The organism is Serratia liquefaciens ATCC 27592, from assembly GCF_000422085.1.
GTDB classification, from domain to species: Bacteria; Pseudomonadota; Gammaproteobacteria; order Enterobacterales; family Enterobacteriaceae; genus Serratia; species Serratia liquefaciens.
In genome coordinates this window covers 3378815-3391897 of record NC_021741.1, presented here as the reverse complement: position 1 = coordinate 3391897, position 13083 = coordinate 3378815, and the positions used below count along the sequence as shown (strand labels likewise).

9 protein-coding genes and 1 tRNA gene are annotated in these 13083 nt (G+C 58.2%); 6 read left to right on the top strand and 4 right to left on the bottom strand.

The window, feature by feature from the left end; translation table 11 throughout:
• Nucleotides 1–26 precede the first annotated feature (26 nt).
• A complete protein-coding gene (locus tag M495_RS15980; protein WP_020827719.1) occupies nt 27–1448 on the top strand; it encodes an MFS transporter in 1422 nt (473 codons plus the stop codon).
• 130 nt (nt 1449–1578) lie between these two features.
• Here the strand turns inward: M495_RS15980 and katG are convergent, their stop codons facing one another.
• Nucleotides 1579–3777 (bottom strand): catalase/peroxidase HPI, encoded by a 2199-nt coding sequence (gene katG, locus M495_RS15975; RefSeq protein WP_020827718.1) that lies wholly within the window; start codon nt 3775–3777, stop codon nt 1579–1581.
• Between the two features lie 607 nt (nt 3778–4384).
• Between katG and M495_RS15970 the strand changes: the two genes are divergently transcribed.
• A complete protein-coding gene (locus M495_RS15970) occupies nt 4385–4720 on the top strand; it encodes a nuclear transport factor 2 family protein (RefSeq protein ID WP_020827717.1) in 336 nt (111 codons plus the stop codon).
• Between the two features lie 163 nt (nt 4721–4883).
• Here M495_RS15970 and M495_RS15965 read toward each other — a convergent pair.
• From M495_RS15965 to dpiA, 3 genes are all read right to left on the bottom strand, one after another.
• Nucleotides 4884–4959, bottom strand: a tRNA-Asn gene (locus tag M495_RS15965).
• A gap of 113 nt (nt 4960–5072) precedes the next feature.
• The gene (locus tag M495_RS15960) at nt 5073–8162 is read right to left on the bottom strand and encodes a beta-galactosidase (RefSeq protein ID WP_020827716.1); all 3090 of its coding nucleotides are present in this window, start codon (nt 8160–8162) and stop codon (nt 5073–5075) included.
• 113 nt (nt 8163–8275) lie between these two features.
• Nucleotides 8276–8962: a two-component response regulator DpiA gene (gene dpiA / locus M495_RS15955; protein WP_020827715.1), complete on the bottom strand. Its 687-nt coding sequence runs from the start codon at nt 8960–8962 to the stop codon at nt 8276–8278.
• Nucleotides 8963–9293: 331 nt separating this feature from the next.
• Here dpiA and citC point away from each other — a divergent pair, with 331 nt between their 5' ends.
• Genes citC through citF form a run of 4 tightly spaced genes read left to right on the top strand, consistent with a single transcriptional unit; the run spans nt 9294 to nt 13081 of the window.
• A complete protein-coding gene (gene citC / locus M495_RS15950) occupies nt 9294–10367 on the top strand; it encodes a [citrate (pro-3S)-lyase] ligase (RefSeq protein ID WP_020827714.1) in 1074 nt (357 codons plus the stop codon).
• Nucleotides 10364–10672 (top strand): citrate lyase acyl carrier protein, encoded by a 309-nt coding sequence (gene citD / locus M495_RS15945; RefSeq protein WP_020827713.1) that lies wholly within the window; start codon nt 10364–10366, stop codon nt 10670–10672. Before citC ends, citD begins: the two co-directional genes overlap by 4 nt.
• Nucleotides 10656–11576, top strand: a complete 921-nt coding sequence (gene citE / locus M495_RS15940) for a citrate (pro-3S)-lyase subunit beta (RefSeq protein ID WP_020827712.1) — start codon at nt 10656–10658, stop codon at nt 11574–11576. Before citD ends, citE begins: the two co-directional genes overlap by 17 nt.
• Nucleotides 11576–13081 (top strand): citrate lyase subunit alpha, encoded by a 1506-nt coding sequence (gene citF, locus M495_RS15935; protein ID WP_020827711.1) that lies wholly within the window; start codon nt 11576–11578, stop codon nt 13079–13081. Before citE ends, citF begins: the two co-directional genes overlap by 1 nt.
• Nucleotides 13082–13083 lie beyond the last annotated feature (2 nt).

Below are 13083 nucleotides of genomic sequence, written 5' to 3'. Positions count from 1 at the left end.
CTATCGATTATGTTATGGCGAGGTTAATGGTGAGTGATTCTTTGGTTGCGGGAAGCGTGGGGGCGGCCCAGTCGCCGATCCATGAACGGGATCTGTCGGCAAGAATAGATGCATTGCCCACCTCCGCCGGGCTGTGGCGGTTTATTGCTTTGCTGGCGTTAGGCGGCTTTTTTGAACTCTACGACCTGTTCCAGACCGGATACATCAGCACCGGCTTAATCGCCGAAGGCATCTTCCATACCGGAGCGCAGGGCGTGTTCGGTGTCTCCGACCAGGCGGCATTCGCCTCCGCCACCTTCCTTGGCCTGTTTATCGGCGCCAGCCTGCTCAGCCCCTATGCCGACCGCTTTGGCCGCCGCAGCACCTTTATGTTTGCCCTGGCCTGGTATGGCATCTTTTCGCTGTGTCTGGCTTTTCAGCATCAGGCCGAATGGGTGATCTTCCTGCGCTTTTTGGTCGGCGTCGGCTTGGGTATTGAGCTGGTGACGATCGATACTTATCTGACCGAATGGGTGCCCGCACATCTGCGCACCCGGGCGTTTGCCTTTTCTTTCTTCATTCAGTTTCTCTCGGTGCCGACGGTGGCGTTAATGTCGTGGTGGCTGGTGCCGCAAACCATCCTGGGCCTGAGCGGCTGGCGTTACGTGGTGATCGCCGGTGCGGTGGCTTCGCTGGTGATCTGGCTGGTGCGTAAAGGCCTGCCGGAATCGCCGCGCTGGCTGGCACAGCAGCGGCGCTACCCGGAGGTCCGGCAGGTGATGCAGGCGATGGAACGGCGCTGCGGCGTCACCCATACGGCGGATTTCCCCGCGCATGACGCGCAAGCACACAGCGAAATGCCGGCGCAGGGGAGCTTTAAGGATATTTGGTCGCCGCGTTACCGCAGTCGTACCCTGATGCTGGTGGTGATGAATTTCTTCCAGGCCATCGGATTCTTTGGCTTTGGCAACTGGCTGCCCGCTTTGCTGGCCGGAAAGGGAGCCTCCATCACCCACAGCTTGCTGTATGCCTTCTTTATTACTCTGGCTTACCCGTTGGGATCGCTGCTGTGCAGCCGCTATGCCGACAAGATGGAAAACAAGTGGCAGATTGTACTTTCCTGCCTGGTGACGGTGATCTTCGGCTCGCTGTTTGCCCTGCAAAACAACCCCGTCTGGCTGATCCTTTGCGGTTTCTTCATCACCTGGTCCAATGCCTGGCTGACCTATAGCTACCATTCTTATCAATCGGAAGTGTTCCCGACTTATATACGCGCCCGCGCTGTCGGCTTCTGCTATTCGTTCAGCCGACTGTCGACGGTATTCAGCAGCCTGATCATCGGCATCATCCTGCAATACGGCGGCTCGGTGGGGGTTATCGCGTTTATCGTGGCCAGCATGCTGATTGTGATGGTGGTGATCGGCGTGTTTGGCCCGAAAACGCGCGGTATCGATCTGGAAAATATTTGAGTACTACTCGCGCGAGATCCTGTGAAATAAAAAGCCCGCTTAAGCTGACCTAAGCGGGCTTTCAGGCTACTGACAAAGCCTTCACTGGTGTTTGGCGTAGGGGCGCTGCATGCTGCGCCCGTTACATCTCTTAGGCGAGATCAAAACGATCGAGGTTCATCACCTTAGTCCAGGCGGCGACAAAGTCGCGTACGAAGCTGCCCTGGGCGTCTGAGCTGGCGTAGACTTCCGACAAAGCCCGCAGCTGAGAGTGCGAACCGAAGATCAGATCGGCACGCGTCGCCGTCCATTTGAGCGCACCCGTTTGGTTGTCGCGCCCTTCAAACACGCCGTCTTCGTTGGCCGCTTTCCAGGTGGTACCCATATCCAGCAAATTGACGAAGAAGTCGTTGGTCAGCGCCTGTGGGCGTTGGGTCAACACGCCGTGCTGGCTTTGACCGACGTTGGCGTTCAGCACCCGTAACCCGCCCACCAATACCGTCATTTCCGGTGCGGTCAGCGTCAACAGCTGCGCTTTATCGACCAACAGCGCCTCGGCTGGCACGCTGAATTGCTGCTTCAGGTAGTTGCGGAAGCCATCGGCCACCGGTTCCATCGCTTCGAAGGATTCGACGTCGGTCTGCTCCTGCGTTGCGTCCATGCGGCCCGGCGTGAAGGGAACGCTCACCGGGTGCCCGGCGCTGATCGCCGCTTTTTCGATGCCGGCCGCACCGGCCAGCACGATCACATCCGCCAGCGAGACGCGTTTGTTACCTGACTGCGCCTGGTTAAAGGCCTGCTGAATACCTTCCAACGTGGCCAGGGTTTGTGCCAGCTGAGCAGGCTCGTTCACCGCCCAATCCTTTTGTGGCGCCAGACGAATACGCGCCCCGTTGGCGCCGCCGCGTTTGTCGGAACCGCGGAAGCTGGAGGCGGATGCCCAGGCGGTGGAAACCAGCACCGATACCGGCAGGCCCGAGGCCAGGATCCGGGTTTTAAGATCGGCAATATCCTGATCGTTAATCAACTCATGATCGACCGCCGGGATCGGATCCTGCCAAATCAGCTCTTCGGCCGGCACTTCCGGGCCGAGATAGCGAGCGCGCGGCCCCATATCGCGGTGGGTCAGTTTGTACCAGGCGCGAGCGAAGGCATCGGCAAGCTGATCGGGATGTTCATAGAAACGACGTGAGATCTTTTCATAGGCCGGATCGAAACGCAGCGACAGGTCAGTCGTCAGCATGGTCGGGCGCTGCTTTTTGTTGGGATCGAAGGCATCAGGAATGGTTTCGCCGACGTCTTTGGCCACCCACTGGTGTGCACCGGCCGGGCTTTGCGTCAATTCCCACTCGTATTCGAACAGGTGCCGGAAGAAGTCGTGGTTCCACTGGGTTGGGGTGGTGGTCCAGGTGACTTCCAAACCGCTGGTGATGGCGTCTTTACCCTTGCCGGTACCGAAGCTGCTATGCCAGCCGAGACCCTGCAGTTCAAGGCCTGCGCTTTCCGGATCGTCACCGACGTGCGACGCCGGGCCCGCGCCGTGGGTCTTGCCGAAGGTGTGGCCGCCGGCAATCAGCGCCACGGTTTCTTCGTCGTTCATCGCCATGCGGGCGAAGGTTTCGCGGATGTCGCGCGCCGCAGCGACCGGATCGGGGTTGCCGTCCGGGCCTTCCGGGTTGACGTAGATCAGGCCCATTTGCACTGCGGCCAATGGGTCTTCAAGGTCGCGATCGCCCGAGTAGCGGCTGTTCTGACCGCCGCTCAGTTCCAGCCAGATTTTTTCCGAGCCCCAGTAAACATCATCCGGTTCCCAGGTGTCGGCGCGACCGCCCGCGTAGCCAAAGGTTTTAAAGCCCATGGATTCAAGCGCCACGTTGCCGGTCAGGATAATCAGGTCGGCCCAGGAAATGTTACGGCCGTATTTTTGCTTAATCGGCCACAGCAGGCGACGGGCCTTATCGAGGCTGACGTTGTCGGGCCAACTGTTGAGCGGTGCAAAACGCTGCTGGCCTTCACCCGCACCGCCGCGACCGTCGCCGATGCGGTAGGTCCCGGCGCTGTGCCAGGCCATGCGGATGAACAGGCCGCCATAGTGGCCAAAGTCTGCCGGCCACCACTCCTGCGAGTCGGTCATCAGGGCGTGCAGGTCTTGTTTCACCGCCGCCAGATCAAGGCTGTTGAAGGCTTTGGCGTAGTCGAAGTCCGGGTCCATCGGGTTGGAGAGGGGGGAGTGTTGGTGCAGCGGCTTAAGGCTAAGTTGGTTGGGCCACCAGTCTTGATTCGAAGGGCCGCGGCGCGGTGCATTCAGTTTACCGCCGCCCGAAAAGGGGCATTTGCTTTCAGTTGTCATGTTGCGCTCTCTGCTTCGTAGGTTGCTCGCCAGGCCCGAAATATCTGATGCCTGAGGGAGCCGTTAGCTTGCTATCGCGGGCGAAAGCCCACATCGGGTGTTGCGCTAAGGGTTTATCTAATCAACTGATTTACAAAAATAAAAAATGAGCTCTCTTCGTCAGGCTCGCAGCGGGGAGCCTACCGACACTCAGCATTAAGCGTAGTCAGTAGATGCAGATAGATAAAATAGGAATAGTTGAATGTTGTGATAGTTTTTAGCTATTGAGTTTTGTTTTATTGATAGGGGGGCGGGGCGTTGCGTTAATAAAGGGGATTTCTTGATTAATGCTTCTTTGGTGGGAGGTTATAAAATGGTATCTCTGAGAGGAAATAACCTGTCCAATATTAACCTAATAATAAGCTAATTAATTGTTGGTGTGCTGATAGAGGAATTTCTAGCCAAACTATGGCGATGAGGTTGTGGTTGGAAAGATGATAGGTCTGTTTTGTGCCAGAAGTTGACCAGATGAGCATCGAATTCAGCTTAAGTTTTGATTTGTTTTTATGTACTAAATGTGATTTTATATGAAAATTAATTGCATATAAATTCATTTATGAGGGGTTTTATGTCGGTAGATTCACCAGTGAAGGCTCAGTTCGAAGCGTATAATGCCCGTGATATTGAAGCGTTCATCTCTTGCTTTTCAGAGGACTTCAAAGGTTATCGGATGCCAGCTGAGAGTCCCTCTACAATAGGGAAAGAATCCTTACGTGAATTCTATGTGAATAATCGCTTTAATAATCCGAAACTTAAAGCAGAACTTATTTCCAGAATAGTAATGGGCAATAAAGTTTTCGATCACGAATTGATACATGGTTTGTCTGATCAGCCTTTGGAGAGTGTTGCTGTTTTTGAAATTAAAAACGGCCTCATTTCAACCGCATGGTTCTATTTCCCATAAATAAATATTAATTAATGAGCTCACAACCGTCCATTTACACATTGTATGAGAATCGCTATTGAAGGTCCGCTCTTCGCCCCAAGCCGCCAACCAAAATCCCAAAACCCCAAAACCCCAAAAGCAAAAAGCCCGCTCAGGTTTCCCTGAGCGGGCTTCTCTAATATGGCTCCTCTGACTGGACTCGAACCAGTGACATACGGATTAACAGTCCGCCGTTCTACCGACTGAACTACAGAGGAATCGTGTGAACGGCCGGAATCATAACGGGGTGTTGGCAGCATGTCAAAGGCGGATTACGCATTCTGTGACTGTTTGCTTACAGAATGCGCAACCCGTTGAGGTTTTGGCAGATTTAGCCCAGTTCCGCGCGTTTTAACCGCAGCTGATAGTGGTAATGGCTGCGGCTGAGCAGGTAGTCCGCATTGACGCTCGGGCTCCAGGAATCGTCGCCGCCGACCCCCATATGGAAGCCGTCCAGGTTGAGCCAGGTACCGGCTTCCGGCTGCAACAGGTGTTGGTGGCTACAGCCCATCAGCTGACGCAGGCCGTAGCGGCTGAGTGAAAAGTGGAACTGCCCGTCGACGTGCCAGTCGCCGTACTGCAACTGGCGGGTGTCGCAGCGCAGGCCGTTTTCGCCGGGGAAGATGTACGGCGTGTGCAGTTCTTCCAGCGGTCGTTGCCAGCGCCCGAATTGCGCGGCAAGGCGACGGTCCGGATAGTTTTCATGCGGCCCCAGGCCCAGCCATTGTGCCTGCGGATGGGTGTCCGCCAGTTGGCAGGTCAGGCCGATACGCGCCGGTGGCGGCAAGCTGGCGGCGATTGCGACGTCAACGCTGACGCTGACCGCGCCCTCGCTGTCGAACAACCACTGTTTGCGGCTGCATAACAGCGTTTCCCCATCTACCCCGAACCGGTGCTCGCTCACCACCCTTACGCCGTCGCTCAGCAGATCGGCCTGAAGCTGTACGCAGTGCTCTTCCAGCCGGTACATGCCGGCCTGCTTCCAGCGTTCGACCCAGGCATTGGGATCGATACGTTCCACTTCGCTGATGCCGATGTCATTATCCAACGGCGCACGGATAAAGTTATCTTGCAGCGGCGTCAGCAGCAGCGCTTCGCCATCTTGCCACCACTGGCTCAGGAGGCCATTTTCGCGGGTAAACTGCCAGCGTTGATTGCCATGGCTAATCTCAATCGTCCGGTCATTCTGGCTCAGCTGTGGGGCAAGGCCTTTCGGCGCTGGCTGCGCCAAATGCAGCGTGCGCGGTACCGGCCATTGATCCCAGGCGCAGCGATGGTTGGCTTCGGACCAGTCGGTGGCCTGGGGCTGTACCACCGCCACATTCAGCCACAGCTCGCCGGGCTGATGAAGTATCGGCAAGCGGTCTAGCAGGTGGAAGCTGGCGCTGCCCTGCGGCGGTAGCGCGAGGTCAAAGCTGCCGCTGGCGCGTTCTACGCCGTCCAGCTCCAGCCGCCAGTCCAGCCGTTCGTTATCGCTATGGCGGAACAGATACTCGCTGCTGACGGTCAACGTCAGCGTTGTGGCATCGAAGGCAAACTGGAAAAATTGCTGGGCGCGTTGCGCCTCGAACAGCGCCGGATGTGGCGTGCGATCGGGGAACACCAGACCGTTAAGGCAGAATTGCCGATCGTTAGGCGTGTCGCCGAAGTCGCCGCCGTAGGCCCAGTACTCATCTCCGTTGTCATCGCGGTGGGTGAGTGCCTGATCGACCCAGTCCCAGACGAAGCCACCTTGCAGGCGCGGATACTGGCGGAAGGCCTGCCAATAACGGTCAAAACCGCCGAAGCTGTTGCCCATCGCGTGAGCGTATTCGCACAGGATCAGCGGCCGCTGTTCATCCGGCAGGCCGATCCACTTCTTGATCGACCACTTGGGCACGGCAGGGAACGGCTGATCCTGATCCACCCGGGCGTACATCGGGCAGATAATGTCGGTCGCGGCGCTATTGGCGCCGCCGCCTTCATACTGCACCGGGCGAGTAGGGTCCTGGCTTTTCACCCAGCGATAAAGCGCGTCGTGATTGCAGCCGTGGCCGGATTCGTTGCCCAGCGACCAGATAATAATGCAGGGGTGGTTGCGATCCCGCTGCACCATGCGCGTCACGCGCTCGCTCATCGCCGGTAGCCACAGCGGATCGTCGGAAAGCCGGTTCATCGGCTGCATGCCGTGGGTTTCAATATTGGCTTCGTCGACCACGTACAGCCCATAGCGGTCGCATAGCCGGTACCACAGCGGGTGATTCGGGTAGTGCGAGCAGCGCACCGCATTGAAGTTGTGCTGTTTCATCAACAGAATGTCGTGGCGCATCGTGGCTTCATCCATCACCTGGCCGTGCTGCGGATGATGTTCATGCCGGTTGGTGCCGCGGATCAGCAGCGGCTGGCCGTTCAGCTTCAGCAACCCGTTGCTGATGTCGACCTGACGGAAGCCAACGTCATAGGCTTCCACCTCAATAATTTCCCCGTCTGGCGCCAACAGTGCCAGCGTGGCCCGGTACAGCGTTGGGGTTTCAGCGCTCCAAAGCGCAGGCTGTTCCACCGGCAGACGCAGCGTTGTGCGGTCATCATAGGCGCCGCGCTCGTCGATAATCTCGCTGCCGAGCGCCTGGATTTTTTCGCCAATCAGCTGGCCATCGCGCCACAGCTGCAGTTGCACCCGGTGCTGTGTCGGTCGATTGACGTGCGCTTCCACCACCAGTTCACCACGGCGGAAGCCGTCGTAAAGCGGGGTTGTGATGCGAATATCGCTCAGGTGGATGGCGGGTTTATGCAGCAGGCTGACGTCGCGGAAAATCCCGCTCATGCGCCACATATCCTGATCTTCCAGATAGCTGCCATCGCACCAGCGCAGCACCATTACCGCCAGTCGGTTCTCACCAGCCTGCAGCCAGGGAGTGAGGTCAAATTCGGCGGGCAGGCGGCTGTCTTGCGAATAGCCGACCCAATGGCCGTTGCACCACAGGTAAAACGCCGAGTTGACGCCGTCAAAGATAATGCGCGTCTGCCCCTCGGCCAGCCAGGCGGGATCGACGGTAAACTGGCGGGAATAGCAACCGGTCGGGTTTTCTTCCGGGACCAGCGGCGGGTTAACCGGGATCGGGTAGCGGACGTTGGTGTAGATCGGCGCGTCATAACCGGCAAGTTGCCAGTTGGACGGCACCGCCAGCCGGTCGGCATCGGGCAAGTCCTGCCGCAGCCAGGCTTCGGGCACCGCCTGCGGGCTGCGGTAATAGCTGAACTGCCAGTCGCCGTTTAACGTTTTCTGGCTGCTGCTGGGGCTGTCGTCACGCGCCGTGTTCAGATCGCGCCAGCTCGCAAAAGGCGGATGCGCAGCCAGCCGCTGATAATGGGTGCAGGCCGGATTTTGCCAGTCCCGGCGGGCAATAAGGTCTTTCAGGGAAGGAGAGGGCAGAGCACTCATCGGCGGTCGTCCTGTCGGCAGAGTAGAGGGGCATCATGCCGAATAAGATGCTGAGGAGAACCCAAAAAGTAAAGCGGTTACATTCAAGCTTGCAGGGGCGATCAAATAACCGCTTATTCTGGCTGAGCAGGCCGGTAAATCCGCTGCGGACGGCCTACCTTGCCGTAAATGATTTCGGCGCGCAGCTGCTGGGCGGCGGTACAAAACTCCAGATAACGGCGTGCCGTGGTGCGGCTTAACCCCATCTGTTGCGCAACGCTTTCAGCGGTGTGGCTGACCGAGGGCTGTTCGAACAGGCCGCGTATTTTAACCAGCGTCAGCTCATCGATGCCTGCCGGCAATGTCGCCATAGGCTCGCCGCGGGCGTAGGTATTGAACATCTGATCAATGCGGCGCTGGTTAAGGTGTGCCTTATCCTTCAGCGCCTGGTGCCGCTGGCTGAAGCGCAATAGCGTGTGGGCCAGCCGATCATAGGCCAGCGGTTTGATCAGGTAATCGAACACCCCGTAGCGCAGGGCTTCGGCCACGGTGTCCATGTCGCTGGCGGCGGTGATAAAGACGATACCGCCGGCATAACCGCTCAGCGTCAGTTCGCGCAGCAGCTCAATGCCCTGGCCGTCGGGCAGGAAGTTATCCAGCAGGATCAGATCCGGCTTGAAGCGCTCGACCATGGTACGGGCCTGCGCCAGGGTACCCGCCAACCAGATTTGTCGGCAGCCGCCGTTTTGCCGGATAAATTCCGCGTGCATTTCTGCCAGCGGCGTTTCGTCTTCGACGATCAGTATATTCAGCCATTCCATAGTGAATCCCGTCTCCCCGTCGTCTTGCAGATTGCGATCAATATGCTACGAAAATGTAAGTTAATTGCCGCGTAAAATAAAGATTATCTCAATAATAAACACCATAAAAATAATTAAGTAAATAAAGAACATTAAATAACTTATTAACCGAAAGGGGTTTGTGAAATAGGTCAATAATTCGCTATTTTTTTCTGTTTACCATTGTTTCATTAAGTGTCCTTGGTGGATTTATCTCCATGGTTTTTAAGGTTTTAATTTCGGTGATAAATGTTAATCGACACTCTTTTTTGTATTTATTTTGTTATTTAATAGTTAACCCAGAGAGCGTGTTATGTTGGGCGACACCCTATTTAATCGAGTCAAAAGGTCCGATCATAAAAGTATCGCGCAGATTAATGCTTTCCTGCGCAGTAACGATCTGAATATTGACACCACGGTTGAAATATTTATTACCGTGACGCAAAACGATAAGTTGGTCGCCTGCGGCGGCATTGCCGACAATATTATCAAATGCGTCGCCATCAGCCCGCAAATGCGCGGCGAAGGTTTGGGGCTGACGTTGGCAACGGAGCTGGTGAATCTGGCTTATGAACGCCATCACACCCAGCTGTTTATCTACACCAAAATCCAAAATGAGCCGCTGTTCCAGCAATGCGGTTTCTACCCCATCGCCCGGGTGCCGGGCATCGTGGTGCTAATGGAAAACAGCCCGTGCCGGCTGAAACGCTATGCCGCTCAGTTAGCGGGCCAGCGCCGGCCAGGCACCACCATCGGCAGTATCGTGATGAACGCCAACCCCTTTACCCGCGGCCACCAATACCTGGTGCGCCAGGCCGCTGCGCAATGCGACTGGCTGCACCTGTTTTTGGTCAAGGAAAATACTTCGCGCTTCAGCTATGAAGATCGGCGGCGGCTGGTGCTGGCGGGCACCGCAGACATTCCTAACCTGACGGTGCACGAAGGGTCGCAATACGTCATTTCACGCGCCACCTTCCCCTGTTACTTCATTAAAGATCAAGGTATTGCCGACGACTGCTACACCGAAATCGATCTGAAGATCTTCCGTCAGTATCTGGCGCCCGCGTTGGGCATTACCCACCGCTTCGTCGGCAACGAGCCTTTCTGCGCGGTCACCGCCAAGTACAACCGCGATATGCGTTATTGGCTGGAAACCCCGGCGCTGCCCAGCCCGCCGATCGCGCTGGTGGAAATCGAGCGTTTGCAATATCAGGGCACGGCGATCTCCGCCTCCTGGGTGCGCAAGCTGCTGGCCGCCGGGGACTTCCACGCCGCCGCGCCGCTGGTGCCGCCGGACACCCTGTATTACCTGCAAGATTTGCAAACGCAGCGCCGGGCCAAGCCGGCGGCACACCCCTTTGAATCCGCACAATCAGGTGAAAGATGAAAATTATCCGAGAAGCAATGGCCGGCACGCTGGAATCCAGCGATGTCATGGTGCGCATCGCCCCCGCCGAGGGGCCGGAACACGATCTGCTGATCGCCAGCAGCGTAGAGAAACAGTTCGGCGAAGCCATCCGCCAAACGTTGCTGGAGGTGCTGCAACGTTATCAGGTGGAGCCGGTGCAGGTGATAGTCGACGACAAAGGCGCGCTCGACTGCGTGCTGCGGGCCCGGCTGGAAACCGCGCTGATGCGCGCCAGCGACAACGGCCTACTGCCATGGGGGGCGCATCATGAAAACGCTGAATAAACACCGTCTGCGCCGCAGCATGCTGTTCGTGCCCGGTGCCAATGCGGCCATGGTGAGCAACGCCTTTATCTATCAGGCCGATGCGCTGATGTTCGATCTGGAAGACTCGGTGATCCTGCGCGAAAAAGACGCCGCGCGGCGGCTGGTGTATCACGCGTTGCAACACCCGCTGTATCAGGAAGTGGAAACCATTGTGCGCGTCAACGCGCTGGATTCTGCCTACGGGCTGGCGGATCTGCAGGCGGTAGTGCGCGGCGGGGCGGACATCGTGCGCCTGCCGAAAACCGACAGCGCGCAGGACGTGGTGGATATGGATCGCGAAATTGCCGCCATCGAAGCCGACTGCGGGCGCCCGGTGGGCAGCACCGGCCTGCTGGCGGCGATTGAGTCGGCGGCGGGGATCACCCAGGCGGTCGCCATCGCCCATGCCTCACCGCGATTGATCGGCATCGCGCTCGGCGCGGAAGACTACGTGCGCAATCTGCGTACCGAACGTTCGCCGGAGGGTATTGAGCTGCTGTTTGCGCGTTGCTCAATATTACAGGCGGCGCGGGCCGCGGGCATTCAGGCGTTCGACACCGTGTATTCCGATGCCAATAACGAAACCGGCTTCCTGCAGGAAGCGGCGCTGATCAAACAGCTCGGTTTCGACGGTAAATCCCTGATTAACCCACGGCAAATTGAACTGCTGCACAACCTGTATGCGCCAACCGCCAAGGAAGTGGCTCACGCCCAGCGGGTGGTGGATGCCGCGGCGGCGGCGGAGCAGGAAGGGCGCGGGGTAGTGTCGCTCAACGGCAAGATGGTCGACAGCCCGGTGATTGAACGCGCGCGGCTGGTATTGCAACGCGCAGCGCTTTCCGGCATCCGCGAAGCGTCGGTTCAGCACGGAGAGGAAGCATAATGAAACGCCAACAACGACTGATGACCCTGAGCAACCTGGCGGACCTGCGCTGCTATCAGGATGCCTCCAAGGCCAACCTGCAGGCGCGCAAGCCGCGCGATATCAAACGCTGCGACACGCTGGAACAGGCGGTACGCCGCAGCGGTTTGCAGGACGGAATGACCATCTCTTTCCACCATGCATTTCGCGGCGGCGATCTGGCGCTGAATCAGGTGATGGAAACGCTGGCGGCGATGGGGTTCCGCAACCTGACGCTGGCCTCCAGCTCGCTGAGCGAATGCCATGCGCCGCTGGTCGGCCATATCCGCAACGGGGTGGTGAGCCGCATTTACACCTCCGGCCTGCGTGGCCCGCTGGCGGATGCCATCTCACGCGGCCTGCTGGCCGAACCGGTACAAATTCACTCCCACGGTGGCCGCGTCAACCTGATCGAGTCCGGTGAACTGGCGATAGACGTCGCTTTCCTTGGGGTTCCGGCCTGCGACGAATTTGGCAATGCTAACGGCTACAGCGGCGAAGCCTGCTGCGGTTCGTTGGGCTACGCCAAAGTGGATGCCGATACCGCAGGCACCGTGGTGTTGCTGACCGAAGCGATCCTGCCTTATCCGCATCATCCGGCCAGCCTGGCGCAGGATCGGGTCGATCTGATCGTTCAACTCGAGCGAGTGGGGGACGCCGACAAGATCGGTGCCGATGCCACCCGCATGACCTCTAACCCGCGTGAATTACTGATTGCCCGCCGCGCTGCCGAAGTGATTGCCGGTTCCGGCTTCTTTACCGAAGGATTCTCGCTGCAAACCGGCACCGGCGGGGCTTCGTTGGCGGTGACGCGTTTTCTGGAAGACAAAATGCGCGCGCGTGGCGTTCGCGCCGGTTTCGCCCTCGGCGGCATTACCTCAACCATGGTGGATCTGCATGAAAAAGGGCTGATTGCTCGCCTGCTGGACGTGCAGAGTTTTGACCGCGCGGCGGCGATGTCGTTGGCGCGCAATCCCAATCACATTGAAATCAGCGCCAATCAGTATGCCAACTTCAGTTCGAAGGGCGCTTCGGTCGACCGGCTTGACGTGGTGGTGCTAAGCGCGCTGGAGATCGATACCGGCTTCAACGTCAACGTGCTGACCGGTTCCGACGGCGTGCTGCGCGGGGCTTCTGGCGGTCACTGCGACACCGCCGCGGCGGCACGGTTGGCGATCATCGTCGCACCGCTGGTGCGCGGGCGCATTCCAACGCTGGTCGAGCAGGTGACCACCTGCGTCACGCCGGGCTCCAGCATCGACATTTTGGTTACCGATCACGGTATTGCCGTTAACCCGGCGCGGCCGGAGTTGGCGCAGCGGCTGCAAGAGGCCGGGCTGCCGGTGGTTGGCATCGACTGGCTACGCCAGCGTGCGCTGTTGCTGACCGGCGAACCGCAGCCGATCGCCTTCACCGACAAAGTGGTGGCGGTCGTGCGTTATCGCGACGGTTCGGTGATCGACGTGGTGCATCAGGTGGCGGAGTAACG

What these genes read in the sequence shown, in the direction of transcription:
- M495_RS15960 (WP_020827716.1), bottom strand. Translation starts at nt 8,162, where the DNA reads ATGAGTGCTCTGCCCTCTCCTTCCCTGAAAGACCTTATTGCCCGCCGG.
- dpiA (WP_020827715.1), bottom strand. Translation starts at nt 8,962, where the DNA reads ATGGAATGGCTGAATATACTGATCGTCGAAGACGAAACGCCGCTGGCA.
- M495_RS15970 (WP_020827717.1), top strand. Translation starts at nt 4,385, where the DNA reads ATGTCGGTAGATTCACCAGTGAAGGCTCAGTTCGAAGCGTATAATGCC.
- citC (WP_020827714.1), top strand. Translation starts at nt 9,294, where the DNA reads ATGTTGGGCGACACCCTATTTAATCGAGTCAAAAGGTCCGATCATAAA.
- citD (WP_020827713.1), top strand. Translation starts at nt 10,364, where the DNA reads ATGAAAATTATCCGAGAAGCAATGGCCGGCACGCTGGAATCCAGCGAT.
- citF (WP_020827711.1), top strand. Translation starts at nt 11,576, where the DNA reads ATGAAACGCCAACAACGACTGATGACCCTGAGCAACCTGGCGGACCTG.
- M495_RS15980 (WP_020827719.1), top strand. Translation starts at nt 27, where the DNA reads ATGGTGAGTGATTCTTTGGTTGCGGGAAGCGTGGGGGCGGCCCAGTCG.
- katG (WP_020827718.1), bottom strand. Translation starts at nt 3,777, where the DNA reads ATGACAACTGAAAGCAAATGCCCCTTTTCGGGCGGCGGTAAACTGAAT.
- citE (WP_020827712.1), top strand. Translation starts at nt 10,656, where the DNA reads ATGAAAACGCTGAATAAACACCGTCTGCGCCGCAGCATGCTGTTCGTG.